The sequence below is a fragment of the Lawsonella sp. genome, from assembly GCF_011525565.1.
In the GTDB taxonomy this organism is placed as follows: Bacteria; Actinomycetota; Actinomycetes; order Mycobacteriales; family Mycobacteriaceae; genus Lawsonella; species Lawsonella clevelandensis_A.
This window is the reverse complement of sequence record NZ_WVRS01000018.1, coordinates 1-15,217: the sequence shown is the minus strand read 5'-3', so window position 1 is coordinate 15,217 and position 15,217 is coordinate 1. Positions and strand designations below refer to the sequence as shown.

At 54.9% G+C, this 15,217-nt stretch carries 10 protein-coding genes; 4 read left to right on the top strand and 6 right to left on the bottom strand.

Features of this window, described 5'->3' with window-relative positions; genetic code table 11:
- The first annotated feature begins 282 nt into the window (after positions 1–282).
- Positions 283–1,203: a hypothetical protein gene (locus QZV76_RS07155; protein ID WP_290599322.1), complete on the top strand. Its 921-nt coding sequence runs from the start codon at positions 283–285 to the stop codon at positions 1,201–1,203.
- A 161-nt stretch (positions 1,204–1,364) separates the two neighbouring features.
- On the opposite strand, the gene clpB (QZV76_RS07150) is transcribed toward QZV76_RS07155, so the two are convergent.
- On the bottom strand, positions 1,365–3,950 hold the full coding sequence (clpB, locus tag QZV76_RS07150; protein ID WP_290599321.1) for an ATP-dependent chaperone ClpB: 2,586 nt from the start codon (positions 3,948–3,950) through the stop codon (positions 1,365–1,367).
- Positions 3,951–4,270: 320 nt separating this feature from the next.
- Here clpB (QZV76_RS07150) and QZV76_RS07145 point away from each other — a divergent pair, with 320 nt between their 5' ends.
- A complete protein-coding gene (locus tag QZV76_RS07145) occupies positions 4,271–4,924 on the top strand; it encodes a hypothetical protein (protein ID WP_290599324.1) in 654 nt (217 codons plus the stop codon).
- 125 nt (positions 4,925–5,049) lie between these two features.
- Positions 5,050–5,970, top strand: coding sequence for a hypothetical protein (locus QZV76_RS07140; RefSeq protein WP_290599322.1), 921 nt, complete (start codon positions 5,050–5,052; stop codon positions 5,968–5,970).
- A gap of 161 nt (positions 5,971–6,131) precedes the next feature.
- On the opposite strand, the gene clpB (QZV76_RS07135) is transcribed toward QZV76_RS07140, so the two are convergent.
- On the bottom strand, positions 6,132–8,717 hold the full coding sequence (gene clpB / locus QZV76_RS07135; protein ID WP_290599321.1) for an ATP-dependent chaperone ClpB: 2,586 nt from the start codon (positions 8,715–8,717) through the stop codon (positions 6,132–6,134).
- Between the two features lie 320 nt (positions 8,718–9,037).
- Here clpB (QZV76_RS07135) and QZV76_RS07130 point away from each other — a divergent pair, with 320 nt between their 5' ends.
- Complete coding sequence (locus tag QZV76_RS07130; protein WP_290599319.1) at positions 9,038–10,279, top strand: FAD-binding oxidoreductase; 1,242 nt, start codon at positions 9,038–9,040, stop codon at positions 10,277–10,279.
- Positions 10,280–10,302: 23 nt separating this feature from the next.
- Here the strand turns inward: QZV76_RS07130 and QZV76_RS07125 are convergent, their stop codons facing one another.
- From QZV76_RS07125 to dnaK, 4 genes are all read right to left on the bottom strand, one after another.
- The gene (locus QZV76_RS07125) at positions 10,303–10,692 is read right to left on the bottom strand and encodes a helix-turn-helix transcriptional regulator (RefSeq protein WP_290599317.1); all 390 of its coding nucleotides are present in this window, start codon (positions 10,690–10,692) and stop codon (positions 10,303–10,305) included.
- Between the two features lie 20 nt (positions 10,693–10,712).
- On the bottom strand, positions 10,713–11,924 hold the full coding sequence (dnaJ, locus tag QZV76_RS07120) for a molecular chaperone DnaJ (RefSeq protein WP_290599315.1): 1,212 nt from the start codon (positions 11,922–11,924) through the stop codon (positions 10,713–10,715).
- 231 nt (positions 11,925–12,155) lie between these two features.
- The gene (gene grpE / locus QZV76_RS07115) at positions 12,156–12,917 is read right to left on the bottom strand and encodes a nucleotide exchange factor GrpE (protein WP_290599313.1); all 762 of its coding nucleotides are present in this window, start codon (positions 12,915–12,917) and stop codon (positions 12,156–12,158) included.
- 21 nt (positions 12,918–12,938) lie between these two features.
- Positions 12,939–14,798 carry a molecular chaperone DnaK gene (dnaK, locus tag QZV76_RS07110; protein ID WP_290599327.1) on the bottom strand — a complete coding sequence of 620 codons (1,860 nt, stop codon included), beginning with the start codon at positions 14,796–14,798 and terminating at the stop codon, positions 12,939–12,941.
- Between the last annotated feature and the right edge of the window lie 419 nt (positions 14,799–15,217).

Below are 15,217 nucleotides of genomic sequence, written 5' to 3'. Positions count from 1 at the left end.
CGCGCCATCAACCACTGCGGGTTTACGAGGATACTCATACATCTATCCTACTAATCACCAGATTTTTATTCACCTTCTTCACCATGACACGAGACGGAAAATCCCTCCCACTCCCCACCCGGCAGGACCAAACATGACGGCATCAAATACCCAGTAAATGGACACTAGTTATACATACCCACTCACTACTGTTAGAATTGGTAATTTGACAGTTAAATGGTTTTAGCCATCCCTCCCCAGATACGAGAATGCATACGAAACGGCATACGAAACGGAGAGTCCATGAAATTCTCGTCAGGAATTAAAGCAGTTGCTGGCGCAGTCGCAGCCTCTCTTCTTCTCGTGACAGCACACCCTGCCCAGGCAGACCCTGTAACTACCCCTTACACAAGGGATATCAACACCATTGCAGAACAGACCACTGCCTACGTAGAAAATAATCACCTTATCCCCGATAAGGACGCTCTACAGCGTAAAGCTGCCACAGCAGAGGCCACCATTGCTGACATTCGCGACGGCGGCAACACCCTAGTCCTTGGAAAAGGCCACTTCTTACGACACGGCGACAAGCTCGCCATCATCGGTGAATCCGGTGCTACCGTCACCAACACACCACTCCAAGCATTGCTCGGAAACACTGTGGTAGACCTTAACGTCATCGTGAAAGAAGGCGGACGGGCTGCCACATTTTTCCCCGTCTCCAAGCCCGTTCACTCCACCAATGCCTACGCACTACAGAAAGACGACAAGGGTGGAATGATCGGCTACGGTACCCGCCAACGCGATTTCTATAACGCTTGGGGGAAATACCTTAACCGTATTGAGGTAGAAAACTACTCCGCAGTTATTGTCAGTAGCGCCTACGGCGGCTATATTGGCACAAAGTGCGGCTGGGCTATTGGTTTCCTCTCCGCCGCACTAGTAGCGACGAACATGAACCTTTTCGCCAAACTCGTACCGAGCCCTATCGCGAAAACTCTTATCTACCTCTCTGTTATTCCAGTTGCTATAGCCGTCTACCACGCGGTAGGAATTCCAGCGTCAGCACTTGGTAAAGTCGCAGGTTCACACTTGAGCACCATAGCTATTGGTTTCCTCTCCTCCAATCCGGAAACCCGCGATCTCGCACTGCAAGCTCTTAGCGCAGCCCTGGGACTCGTCTTCCTATGGTGGCTACCGCCCTCAGCCACAGCAAACAAATAAGGTAGCGACTACATAGAGTCAGTGCACGTGTAACGCGCTTACTGCTCACACGTTGACTCCATAACTCATAACTACACAGAAGAAGGGGTCGCCGTTGTATCTGCAACGGCGACCTCTTCTCTTAAAAGCACGTCCTGTGCTTATGCACTCTTGTTCAGGACTTACTGCGTGGGCTTTACCGTGCGCTGGCCAGTGATCTGCAGACTCTCCTTATCCGGGGCGACGGTCACATGCACAATGTCACCATCGAAGATCTCCCCTGCCAGCAATTCTTTAGCAAGAGCATCACCAATAGACTGCTGAATAAGACGACGCAGAGGGCGCGCACCGTAGGCAGGCTCATAGCCTCGTTCGGCCAGCCAGGTGCGGGCGTCATCATCCACGTCAAGGGTAAGACGACGCGCGGACAAACGCTGCGATAGCTCACGCAACTGAATATCCACAATGCCCTTCAACTGCTCCGGTTGTAGCGGCGAGAAGATAATAATGTCATCCAAGCGGTTGACGAACTCCGGTTTGAAGTTCATCTTTACTGCCTGCATAATCTCCTCATTTGTGCCACCCGCGCCCAGGTTAGAGGTGAGGATAAGGACGGTATTGCGGAAGTCCACGGTGCGGCCTTGCCCGTCAGTGAGACGTCCCTCATCCAGTACCTGCAGTAGTACGTCGAAAACATCCGGGTGCGCCTTTTCTACCTCGTCAAAAAGAATGACGGAGTAGGGGCGGCGGCGGATAGCTTCCGTCAGCTGACCGCCGGATTCGTAGCCGACGTATCCCGGAGGGGCACCGATAAGGCGCGCCACCGAGTGCTTCTCCCCGTATTCGGACATGTCGATGCGAGTGATCGCGTGCTTGTCATCGAAGAGGAACTGCGCCAATGCTTTCGCAAGCTCAGTTTTACCAACACCGGTGGGGCCTAAGAAGAGGAAGGAACCCAGCGGACGGTTGGGGTCTGCGACGCCTGCCCGAGCCCGGCGCACAGCGTCGGAGACGGCCTTCACGGCGTCTTCTTGCCCAACTACGTTGTGGGCGAGTTCTTCTTCCATGCGGAGGAGTTTTTGTCCTTCGCTTTCCAGCATGCGGCCGGCGGGAATACCGGTCCAGGCTTCCACAACTTCTGCGACATCGTCGGGGCCTACTTCTTCTTTCAGCATCATCTGCGAGTATTCGCTGGTGGATGCTTGGGAGCTTTCCGCTTCGGCGAGTTTCTTTTCCGCTTCGGGGATACGCCCGTAGCGTAGTTCGGCGGCTTTGCCGAGGTCGCCGTCTCGTTCGGCGCGTTCAGCCTGTCCACGGAGTTGTTCCAGGGTTTCCTTGAGGTCGCGGACGGCGTCGATGGCGTTCTTCTCGTTTTGCCAGCGGGAGGTTAGCTGGGCGAGTTTTTCGCGTTCATCAGCGAGTTCCTTGCGGAGAGTGGCGAGTCGTTCGCGGGAGGCGGCGTCCTCTTCTTTCTCCAGCGCCAGTTCTTCCACTTCCAGCCGGCGGACGATGCGCTGGGCGGTGTCGATTTCCTCGGGTGAGGAGTCGATTTCCATGCGCATGCGGGAGGCGGCCTCATCCATCAGGTCGATGGCTTTATCGGGGAGGAAGCGGTTAGTGATGTAGCGGTCGGACAGTGTTGCGGCAGCTACCAGCGCGGAGTCCTTAATGCGGACACCGTGGTGCACTTCGTAGCGTTCCTTTAGCCCACGCAGGATACCGATGGTGTCTTCGACGGTTGGTTCGCCCACGTAGACTTGCTGGAAGCGGCGTTCCAGGGCGGCATCTTTTTCAATGTATTTGCGGTACTCGTCCAAGGTGGTGGCGCCGACGAGGCAGAGCTCACCGCGTGCCAGCATCGGTTTGATGAGGTTGCCGGCATCCATTCCGGAGTCGCCGGTGGCGCCTGCCCCGACAATGGTGTGGATTTCGTCGATGAAGGTAACAATCTCGCCGTTGGCGTCTTTGATTTCTTGGAGGACGCTCTTTAAGCGTTCCTCGAATTCGCCGCGGTATTTAGCGCCGGCGATCATGGATCCTAGGTCGAGGGCGATAAGTTTCTTACCGCGCAACGATTCTGGTACGTCGCCGGAGACAATGCGGCGAGCGAGCCCTTCCACAATGGCGGTTTTACCAACGCCCGGTTCACCAATGAGAACGGGGTTGTTTTTGGTGCGGCGGCTGAGAACCTGTACGACACGGCGGATTTCGGCATCGCGCCCAATGACGGGGTCAATTTTTCCTTCGCGGGCACGCGCAGTGAGGTCCGTGGAGTACTTTTCAAGAGCCTGGTAAGTATCCTCCGGATTTTCAGAGGTGATGCGTCCGGAACCGCGTACTGCGGTAAAGGCGGCCTTGAGGTTTTCGGGAGTGGCTCCCAAAGATTGCATGGCGGCGGCCACTGGGTGACGACCGGTAGCGAGCCCCACCATGAGGTGTTCGGTGGAGGTGTATTCGTCACCCATGGAGCTGGCGAGCTCTTGGGCGGTATTAATAACGGTAAGCCCGTCGCGGGACAGGTTGGGGTTAGCAAGCCCTCCACCGCTGGCGGCGGGGAGATTCTCGACAAGGGAGTGAGCTTGTTGGAGTAATGCTCCGGGGTCTACTCCTGCGCTGCGGAGTAGTGGGCCAGCTATGCCGTCTTCTTGTTCGAGGAGCGCGACAAGGAGGTGTGCGGGTTCAACACTGGGGTTGCCTTTGGCTGCGGCGGATTGGAGGGCAGCGGAGATAGCCTCTTGTGATTTAGTGGTGAAGTTTTGAGTGCTCATAATCTATTCTCTCTTTTATTTCGACGGCGTGTAAAGGGTCAAAAAATTTTTTTAAATATGGTTTGTCCTGCATGTTTGATGTCATATAAACGACTAGTTAACACGCTAGTTAATACTAAGTTGAGTCTATATGACTCATGTTTATTTTCACTGTAGCAAAGTTGAGTCCTTTTAGCTAAGGATTTTTTGCAAAAAGGCTTGTTTTTTTTGTCACACTAAACGCTATGATGGGCACATATAGGCACACACGTATAAGCACACAGACATACGCCCTCATCATCCCCGCCCTCTATCCACAATGGACCTGGAAGGACACGCCAATGAGCCGCCACCGCGACCATGCACCACAAGCATCGGGCCGGCATTTGCGCGCTTCAGAAAACTCCCCCGTCAACAACACCTACCCCACCTACTACACCGTCCTCGGGCCCGCCATCACACTGCTCCGCGAGCACCCCGAAGACTTCATGCGACACTTCCTTGCCGCCGCCCTCACCTACGACTTCCACTTCCACACATTCTTCCCCTCCGTCAACGACCATCACGCCAGTCGCTACACCCACGCTCTCCGCTACATTCTGGAAGCACTGGATCAATCCACCAACGATCCTGACTGCCTTGACGACGTTATAGACTTCCTCTCCCAACTTGGGTGCGACCAGCGAAAATACCAACTTACAGCCGAGCAATATCAGTCCCTCGCCGCAGCCCTACGAGACACCTTCGCACTCCTCCTCCCCTACCAGTGGAGCACTGAACTCAACGATGCTCTACTGACATCGTTTGAACACGCCATCAACGTCATGCAAAGTGCCGCCGCGCCATCAACCACTGCGGGTTTACGAGGATACTCATACATCTATCCTACTAATCACCAGATTTTTATTCACCTTCTTCACCATGACACGAGACGGAAAATCCCTCCCACTCCCCACCCGGCAGGACCAAACATGACGGCATCAAATACCCAGTAAATGGACACTAGTTATACATACCCACTCACTACTGTTAGAATTGGTAATTTGACAGTTAAATGGTTTTAGCCATCCCTCCCCAGATACGAGAATGCATACGAAACGGCATACGAAACGGAGAGTCCATGAAATTCTCGTCAGGAATTAAAGCAGTTGCTGGCGCAGTCGCAGCCTCTCTTCTTCTCGTGACAGCACACCCTGCCCAGGCAGACCCTGTAACTACCCCTTACACAAGGGATATCAACACCATTGCAGAACAGACCACTGCCTACGTAGAAAATAATCACCTTATCCCCGATAAGGACGCTCTACAGCGTAAAGCTGCCACAGCAGAGGCCACCATTGCTGACATTCGCGACGGCGGCAACACCCTAGTCCTTGGAAAAGGCCACTTCTTACGACACGGCGACAAGCTCGCCATCATCGGTGAATCCGGTGCTACCGTCACCAACACACCACTCCAAGCATTGCTCGGAAACACTGTGGTAGACCTTAACGTCATCGTGAAAGAAGGCGGACGGGCTGCCACATTTTTCCCCGTCTCCAAGCCCGTTCACTCCACCAATGCCTACGCACTACAGAAAGACGACAAGGGTGGAATGATCGGCTACGGTACCCGCCAACGCGATTTCTATAACGCTTGGGGGAAATACCTTAACCGTATTGAGGTAGAAAACTACTCCGCAGTTATTGTCAGTAGCGCCTACGGCGGCTATATTGGCACAAAGTGCGGCTGGGCTATTGGTTTCCTCTCCGCCGCACTAGTAGCGACGAACATGAACCTTTTCGCCAAACTCGTACCGAGCCCTATCGCGAAAACTCTTATCTACCTCTCTGTTATTCCAGTTGCTATAGCCGTCTACCACGCGGTAGGAATTCCAGCGTCAGCACTTGGTAAAGTCGCAGGTTCACACTTGAGCACCATAGCTATTGGTTTCCTCTCCTCCAATCCGGAAACCCGCGATCTCGCACTGCAAGCTCTTAGCGCAGCCCTGGGACTCGTCTTCCTATGGTGGCTACCGCCCTCAGCCACAGCAAACAAATAAGGTAGCGACTACATAGAGTCAGTGCACGTGTAACGCGCTTACTGCTCACACGTTGACTCCATAACTCATAACTACACAGAAGAAGGGGTCGCCGTTGTATCTGCAACGGCGACCTCTTCTCTTAAAAGCACGTCCTGTGCTTATGCACTCTTGTTCAGGACTTACTGCGTGGGCTTTACCGTGCGCTGGCCAGTGATCTGCAGACTCTCCTTATCCGGGGCGACGGTCACATGCACAATGTCACCATCGAAGATCTCCCCTGCCAGCAATTCTTTAGCAAGAGCATCACCAATAGACTGCTGAATAAGACGACGCAGAGGGCGCGCACCGTAGGCAGGCTCATAGCCTCGTTCGGCCAGCCAGGTGCGGGCGTCATCATCCACGTCAAGGGTAAGACGACGCGCGGACAAACGCTGCGATAGCTCACGCAACTGAATATCCACAATGCCCTTCAACTGCTCCGGTTGTAGCGGCGAGAAGATAATAATGTCATCCAAGCGGTTGACGAACTCCGGTTTGAAGTTCATCTTTACTGCCTGCATAATCTCCTCATTTGTGCCACCCGCGCCCAGGTTAGAGGTGAGGATAAGGACGGTATTGCGGAAGTCCACGGTGCGGCCTTGCCCGTCAGTGAGACGTCCCTCATCCAGTACCTGCAGTAGTACGTCGAAAACATCCGGGTGCGCCTTTTCTACCTCGTCAAAAAGAATGACGGAGTAGGGGCGGCGGCGGATAGCTTCCGTCAGCTGACCGCCGGATTCGTAGCCGACGTATCCCGGAGGGGCACCGATAAGGCGCGCCACCGAGTGCTTCTCCCCGTATTCGGACATGTCGATGCGAGTGATCGCGTGCTTGTCATCGAAGAGGAACTGCGCCAATGCTTTCGCAAGCTCAGTTTTACCAACACCGGTGGGGCCTAAGAAGAGGAAGGAACCCAGCGGACGGTTGGGGTCTGCGACGCCTGCCCGAGCCCGGCGCACAGCGTCGGAGACGGCCTTCACGGCGTCTTCTTGCCCAACTACGTTGTGGGCGAGTTCTTCTTCCATGCGGAGGAGTTTTTGTCCTTCGCTTTCCAGCATGCGGCCGGCGGGAATACCGGTCCAGGCTTCCACAACTTCTGCGACATCGTCGGGGCCTACTTCTTCTTTCAGCATCATCTGCGAGTATTCGCTGGTGGATGCTTGGGAGCTTTCCGCTTCGGCGAGTTTCTTTTCCGCTTCGGGGATACGCCCGTAGCGTAGTTCGGCGGCTTTGCCGAGGTCGCCGTCTCGTTCGGCGCGTTCAGCCTGTCCACGGAGTTGTTCCAGGGTTTCCTTGAGGTCGCGGACGGCGTCGATGGCGTTCTTCTCGTTTTGCCAGCGGGAGGTTAGCTGGGCGAGTTTTTCGCGTTCATCAGCGAGTTCCTTGCGGAGAGTGGCGAGTCGTTCGCGGGAGGCGGCGTCCTCTTCTTTCTCCAGCGCCAGTTCTTCCACTTCCAGCCGGCGGACGATGCGCTGGGCGGTGTCGATTTCCTCGGGTGAGGAGTCGATTTCCATGCGCATGCGGGAGGCGGCCTCATCCATCAGGTCGATGGCTTTATCGGGGAGGAAGCGGTTAGTGATGTAGCGGTCGGACAGTGTTGCGGCAGCTACCAGCGCGGAGTCCTTAATGCGGACACCGTGGTGCACTTCGTAGCGTTCCTTTAGCCCACGCAGGATACCGATGGTGTCTTCGACGGTTGGTTCGCCCACGTAGACTTGCTGGAAGCGGCGTTCCAGGGCGGCATCTTTTTCAATGTATTTGCGGTACTCGTCCAAGGTGGTGGCGCCGACGAGGCAGAGCTCACCGCGTGCCAGCATCGGTTTGATGAGGTTGCCGGCATCCATTCCGGAGTCGCCGGTGGCGCCTGCCCCGACAATGGTGTGGATTTCGTCGATGAAGGTAACAATCTCGCCGTTGGCGTCTTTGATTTCTTGGAGGACGCTCTTTAAGCGTTCCTCGAATTCGCCGCGGTATTTAGCGCCGGCGATCATGGATCCTAGGTCGAGGGCGATAAGTTTCTTACCGCGCAACGATTCTGGTACGTCGCCGGAGACAATGCGGCGAGCGAGCCCTTCCACAATGGCGGTTTTACCAACGCCCGGTTCACCAATGAGAACGGGGTTGTTTTTGGTGCGGCGGCTGAGAACCTGTACGACACGGCGGATTTCGGCATCGCGCCCAATGACGGGGTCAATTTTTCCTTCGCGGGCACGCGCAGTGAGGTCCGTGGAGTACTTTTCAAGAGCCTGGTAAGTATCCTCCGGATTTTCAGAGGTGATGCGTCCGGAACCGCGTACTGCGGTAAAGGCGGCCTTGAGGTTTTCGGGAGTGGCTCCCAAAGATTGCATGGCGGCGGCCACTGGGTGACGACCGGTAGCGAGCCCCACCATGAGGTGTTCGGTGGAGGTGTATTCGTCACCCATGGAGCTGGCGAGCTCTTGGGCGGTATTAATAACGGTAAGCCCGTCGCGGGACAGGTTGGGGTTAGCAAGCCCTCCACCGCTGGCGGCGGGGAGATTCTCGACAAGGGAGTGAGCTTGTTGGAGTAATGCTCCGGGGTCTACTCCTGCGCTGCGGAGTAGTGGGCCAGCTATGCCGTCTTCTTGTTCGAGGAGCGCGACAAGGAGGTGTGCGGGTTCAACACTGGGGTTGCCTTTGGCTGCGGCGGATTGGAGGGCAGCGGAGATAGCCTCTTGTGATTTAGTGGTGAAGTTTTGAGTGCTCATAATCTATTCTCTCTTTTATTTCGACGGCGTGTAAAGGGTCAAAAAATTTTTTTAAATATGGTTTGTCCTGCATGTTTGATGTCATATAAACGACTAGTTAACACGCTAGTTAATACTAAGTTGAGTCTATATGACTCATGTTTATTTTCACTGTAGCAAAGTTGAGTCCTTTTAGCTAAGGATTTTTTGCAAAAAGGCTTGTTTTTTTTGTCACACTAAACGCTATGATGGGCACATATAGGCACACACGTATAAGCACACAGACATACGCCCTCATCATCCCCGCCCTCTATCCACAATGGACCTGGAAGGACACGCCAATGAGCCGCCACCGCGACCATGCACCACAAGCATCGGGCCGGCATTTGCGCGCTTCAGAAAACTCCCCCGTCAACAACACCTACCCCACCTACTACACCGTCCTCGGGCCCGCCATCACACTGCTCCGCGAGCACCCCGAAGACTTCATGCGACACTTCCTTGCCGCCGCCCTCACCTACGACTTCCACTTCCACACATTCTTCCCCTCCGTCAACGACCATCACGCCAGTCGCTACACCCACGCTCTCCGCTACATTCTGGAAGCACTGGATCAATCCACCAACGATCCTGACTGCCTTGACGACGTTATAGACTTCCTCTCCCAACTTGGGTGCGACCAGCGAAAATACCAACTTACAGCCGAGCAATATCAGTCCCTCGCCGCAGCCCTACGAGACACCTTCGCACTCCTCCTCCCCTACCAGTGGAGCACTGAACTCAACGATGCTCTACTGACATCGTTTGAACACGCCATCAACGTCATGCAAAGTGCCGCCGCGACGAAAACAACTCCCCCCGTCTACACGGGCACCGTCATGGAAGTCCTCCGCTTCACCCGCGACATCGCCATCGTTCGTCTACAGGCAAACCCTGCTATTGATTACCTCCCCGGACAATACCTCTCCGTCACTACCCCACAATGCCCCGGCACATGGCGTTATCTTTCTCCAGCTATCCCTGCCAACAGTGACGGATACATTGAATTCCACATCCGTGCAGTTGACCACGGCTACTTCAGCAACCAGATTGTGCACAACACACACCCCGGCGACCAGTGGACACTCTCCAACCCCCACGGCAACCTTCACATTTCTGGAGAACGCCCCGTCTGCATGATCGCCCGCGACATGGCACTAGCACCCATGCGGTGCATTCTGCTGGATATGGTGCAGGACAGTGGACACCACCCACTAGTCGACATTTACTACAGCACTCACTATCCAGGGGAGCTTATTGACGCCGCTACCCTCGCTAATCTGCAAGCCGCGAACCCCTGGCTTATTGCCCACATTTGCGCAGACGAAAAAACTGACCCCTGGTGGCTTCACAATGCCCCCGAGCTTCCCCCGAATCTTCTTCTCCGCCACGGTAATCCGCTAGAAATAGCGTTAGCTGACGGCTGTATTCACGATCGTGAAATCCTTGTAGGTGGCAGCCCCCAAATAGTGCAGCAGGCCATGGAGAATCTGCCCCGCCTCGGAGTATCCCGGGCAGATATCCACCATGACCCACTGGACTAGCATTAGCTAGCCTATTGTTTGTATTACTGTCCGCGCTGGCGCACTTCCGGAGTCCACACGACAACAGCCTGGCTACGCGGAACATGCACAAGCGCCCGCGAATTCCGTTGTTGCTTGCGTACCAGGTCGAGAGTATTTTCCAGCTGCTCAACTTCTTCTTCTAGCTCGTTAACGCGCTGCGTTAACTCCAGAATGCGCTTAATCCCGGCAAGGTTAACGCCTTCGTCTTGGCTGAGGTGCTGGATTTCTCGCAGCAGTTCCACATCTTCATCGGAGTAGCGGCGTCCACCGCCTTGTGCACGCGCCGGCGTCACCAGGCCAAGCCTGTCATACTGTCGCAGAGTTTGTGCATGCATACCAGCAAGTTCTGCAGCTACCGAAATAACAAAGAAGTGTTCCTCTCGATTACTCATTGCGCACCTGCCCATCCAGCTCACGGGTGGAATCCGGAGCTTTTTTCAGCTTGCTCATAGTCTTTCAATGCTTTCACCGCAGCATCATTCAAGGTGGTGGGAACCTGCAGTTTCAAGGTGGCAAGGAGATCTCCCGCTGCACCATGCGCAGGTTTAATACCGCGTCCACGCACACGCATCACCTGATCTGGCTCGCTCCCTGCCGGAATACGAATAGACACAGTTCCACTAAGTGTGGGAACAGTGACGGTAGTTCCCAGCGTCAATTCTGCAAACGATACTGGCACGTTCACCAGCAGGTTATTTCCATCCTGCTGGAATACCTCATCCGGGGTAACAGTGATTTTTACCAGCAAATCCCCTGGAGGAGCACCGCGCAGTCCAGCTTCACCTTTCCCTTTAAGACGAATCTTCTGACCATTTTTAACACCTGCCGGTACACGTACTTTAAGCGTACGAGTCCGGGTAACAACTCCAGTACCACCGCATTCGGGGCAGGGGTCATCGATAATAGTGCCAGTACCACCGCAGGTACTACAGGGTTGTGCGAACTCAAACGAGCCCTGCGCAGAACGACGATAACCCGAACCATTGCAGTCTGGGCACGTACGGGGGGCAGTTCCCGGGCGTGCACCGGAACCGTGGCAGGTAGGGCATGCGGTCTTAGAGGTAATGCGGATGGGGACAGTGGCACCCTTGGCGGCGTCCCGGAAGCTAATAGTGATGGCGGTACTAATATCGGCACCGCCGGTAGGTTGCTGGGCTGCTTCCTGTCGGCGTCCACCACCACGGCGTTGATTGAAAAGTCCACCTAAAATGTCGCCGAGGCCACCGCCAGCACTGCCTTGAGAACCGGCGCCAAAAATATCGCCGAGGTCACCAAGGTTGAACCCCTCCGTGCTATATGTGAAGTTTTGTCCACCACCCGGGGCGAATCCTCGTGCGAATCCGCCAGGTGATCCAAAACCTCCCCGTCCTGCTTGCCCCCCGAACCCGGAGGACATCATGGCGCGGAGTTCATCGTATTCTTTACGTTCTTTTGGATCGGAGAGAACAGCGTTCGCTTCGCTAACACGCTTGAAGCGTTCCTCCGCAGCTTTATCTCCGGGGTTGGCGTCGGGATGGAGACTACGGGCGAGTTTACGGTACGCCTTTTTAATCTCCTCTTGAGTAGCGTCTTTGCTGACGCCGAGTTCCTTATAGAAGTCTTTATCAGCCCATTCTCGCTGCATGGCGTCTCCTCCTCTCTAAGCTAAAACTCTATTATTCATACTAACTAACATTGAGTCTAAACTACTCAACTTTAACTGTCTGTACTATATCTTTAACTATCTAATTTGATATACCCACATAACGCTGTAGCCACATAATGTAGTGGCGGCCCCCCTGAGGAAAGCCGCCACTACGTTGTTATGTACTTACTGTGTGTATCACTCTGTGTATCTACTGTGGAGTAGCCTGTGCTAACTCTTCTCGCTATCTGCTGTTGCTGAATCACCACTATTGGTGGTGTCTGCGGATGAGTCAGTGGACTTTTCCGCAGTGCTAGCAGTACCGTCAGCACCGTCAGAGTCATGGGCAGCTGAGGCATCCGAGCCTTCGTCCCCGCGGACGATCACCATGGCTTCGCGGAGGACACGATCGCCCAAGTTGAAGCCTTTCCGGAGGACAGTACTCAGTACCTTTTCGCCGTCGCCACCCTCATCTTGGATGGCGGAGTGGCGGTTCGCGTCGAATGGTTCGCCGACTTCGCCGAACTGGGTAACGCCCTGTCCTTTGAGAATGTCATTGAACTTGTCGGTGAAGGCCTTGAGAGGACTGCCGTCGGTAATGTCTCCGTGCTGGCGGGCTCGCTCAACATTGTCAGCGAGTGTGAGCATGGAAGATACAACATCAACTTTGCCGCTCTCGCGGGCGGTACCGATTTCACGTTCGACACGCTTCCGGTAGTTAGCAAATTCAGCTGTGACACGCTGCAGGTCTTCGGTAAGTTCTTGTACCTTCGCCAGCAGTTTGTCTTCTACAGTGAGGTCCTCGTCTTCTGCGTGGGCGGCTTGGCCGGCAGTGTCAGAGTTATCCGCTGTAGCGGCACCCTCCCCCGCAGCTTTTGCAGTGGAGTCTGCAGTGGCTGTGGGGGTGGCGTCAGCAGCATTGGCGGAGGCCTGCAGATCCGAGTCGTCAGCCTGCGGCTGATTCTCAGCAGGGTTCTGAGATGCGTCCGTCATGTCTATCAATCCTTACGTGCCTTACTTGTTGTTGTCGTCCTCGACAACTTCAGCGTCTACCACATCGTCGTCGCCACCATTGTCGGAGGCGTTGGAGTCGGCGGCACCACCGTCAGCGGCGGTTGCACCTTCTGCGGCAGTCTGCTCATACATGGCTTGACCCATGGCGGCAGACTCCGTCTTAATCTCTTCGATGGCAGTGCGCAGTGCGGCAATGTCATCACCCTTGAGGGCTTCCTTGGCCTTGTCGATAGCAGCCTGTACTTTGTCCTTGCCGTCGGAAGGAATCTTCTCAGCGTTGTCAGTGAGGAACTTCTCGGTCTGGTAGACGAGGGTTTCAGCCTCGTTGCGGACGGAAACCTCTTCGCGACGCTTACGGTCTTCCTCAGCGTGCTCTTCCGCATCCTTAATCATGCGGTCGATCTCTTCCTGGGAAAGGCCGGAGCCGTCCTGAATAGTGACGGTGTTTTCCTTGCCGGTGCCCTTGTCCTTAGCGGTGACATGGACAATGCCGTTGGCGTCGATGTCGAAGGTGACCTCAATCTGCGGAATACCACGGGGGGCCGGGGCAATGCCGGACAGTTCGAAGGATCCGAGCAGTTTATTCTGCGAAGCCATCTCGCGTTCGCCCTGGTAAACCTGGATCTGTACGGAGGGCTGGTTGTCCTCAGCAGTGGTGAAGGTTTCGGAGCGCTTGGTGGGGATGGTGGTGTTGCGTTCGATGAGTTTGGTCATCACGCCGCCCTTGGTTTCAATACCGAGGGAGAGCGGGGTGACGTCGAGGAGCAGCACGTCTTTAACTTCACCGCGGAGCACGCCGGCCTGCAGGGCAGCGCCGACAGCAACGACCTCGTCCGGGTTTACACCCTTGTTGGGTTCGCGGCCACCGGTGAGTTCCTTCACCAGGTCGGTGACGGCGGGCATACGGGTGGAGCCACCAACCAGAACAACGTGGTCAATCTCGGAGACGGAGATGCCAGCATCCTTGATGACTGCCTGGAATGGCTTGCGGCAGCGGTCGAGGAGATCCTGGGTGATGCGCTGGAATTCGGCGCGGGACAGGGTTTCGTCAAGGAACAGCGGGTTCTTGTCTGCGTCAACCGTAATGTAGGGCAGGTTGATGGTGGCGTTCTGGGAGGCGGAAAGCTCAATCTTGGCTTTCTCGGCGGCTTCGCGGAGACGCTGCATTGCCATACGGTCCTTGGACAGGTCCATACCGGAGGAGGCCTTGAACTTGTCGACGAGCCAGTCCACGATGCGGTTGTCCCAGTCGTCACCACCGAGGTGGTTGTCGCCGGAAGTGGCGCGAACTTCTACAACACCGTCGCCGATCTCCAGGAGGGAGACGTCGAAGGTACCGCCGCCAAGGTCGAAGACCAGAATGGTCTGTTCCTTGTCGGCCTTTTCGAGGCCGTAGGCGAGGGCAGCTGCGGTGGGCTCGTTCACAATGCGGAGCACGTTGAGGCCAGCGATCTGGCCAGCGTCCTTAGTGGCCTGGCGCTGTGCGTCATTGAAGTAGGCCGGAACGGTGATGACGGCATCGGTGACGGGTTCACTCAGGTAGGCTTCTGCATCGCGCTTCAGTTTCATGAGCACGTGAGCAGAGATTTCCTGCGGAGTGTACTGCTTTCCGTCAATATCATTGGACTTCCAGTCGGAGCCAATGTGGCGCTTCACAGAGCGAATAGTGCGGTCAACGTTAGTAACTGCCTGGTTCTTAGCAGGCTGCCCGACGAGAACTTCACCATTCTTGGCGAAAGCAACGACGGACGGGGTGGTGCGGGATCCCTCAGAGTTGGGGATAACCTTCGCTTCTCCGCCTTCTAGGACGGAGACGCAGGAGTTAGTAGTACCAAGGTCAATACCTACTGCGCGTCCCATAATGGGTACCTCCATGTTTCTGTAATGCTTGTATGTTTGTGATGTTGTGTGTATTTACGTGTATTTACATGCGCCTATAGAGCAATTTAACACCCTATTGAGCGTTACGCACTCAAGTATTACACATGAGTTTTTATTACGCAATAGTTCTTGAGTGAATTAGACTCAACTTTATTTTTTATTACACAAACACCCAGGTCAACAGCAACAAGAGGCTGCAATTCTTTAGATAGACAAAGTTGTAATGAGATGACGACTAATACCTATTTGTCGAGGAATAAAGATCCGAATAGCCATGCTCAGGCCTGCGATGAACTCATTGATCTTATTGATATGGTCTCACCGCAAAAGTAGGACTCCTACGGAAGCAGAGAGTGTGGTTTACTGTGCTCACTAAAATTTTTTAGAGATGTATTTCA

Coding starts and splice junctions, on each gene's coding strand:
- QZV76_RS07155 (WP_290599322.1), top strand. CDS start 283: ATGAAATTCTCGTCAGGAATTAAAGCAGTTGCTGGCGCAGTCGCAGCC.
- clpB (WP_290599321.1), bottom strand. CDS start 3,950: ATGAGCACTCAAAACTTCACCACTAAATCACAAGAGGCTATCTCCGCT.
- QZV76_RS07145 (WP_290599324.1), top strand. CDS start 4,271: ATGAGCCGCCACCGCGACCATGCACCACAAGCATCGGGCCGGCATTTG.
- QZV76_RS07140 (WP_290599322.1), top strand. CDS start 5,050: ATGAAATTCTCGTCAGGAATTAAAGCAGTTGCTGGCGCAGTCGCAGCC.
- clpB (WP_290599321.1), bottom strand. CDS start 8,717: ATGAGCACTCAAAACTTCACCACTAAATCACAAGAGGCTATCTCCGCT.
- QZV76_RS07130 (WP_290599319.1), top strand. CDS start 9,038: ATGAGCCGCCACCGCGACCATGCACCACAAGCATCGGGCCGGCATTTG.
- QZV76_RS07125 (WP_290599317.1), bottom strand. CDS start 10,692: ATGAGTAATCGAGAGGAACACTTCTTTGTTATTTCGGTAGCTGCAGAA.
- dnaJ (WP_290599315.1), bottom strand. CDS start 11,924: ATGCAGCGAGAATGGGCTGATAAAGACTTCTATAAGGAACTCGGCGTC.
- grpE (WP_290599313.1), bottom strand. CDS start 12,917: ATGACGGACGCATCTCAGAACCCTGCTGAGAATCAGCCGCAGGCTGAC.
- dnaK (WP_290599327.1), bottom strand. CDS start 14,798: ATGGGACGCGCAGTAGGTATTGACCTTGGTACTACTAACTCCTGCGTC.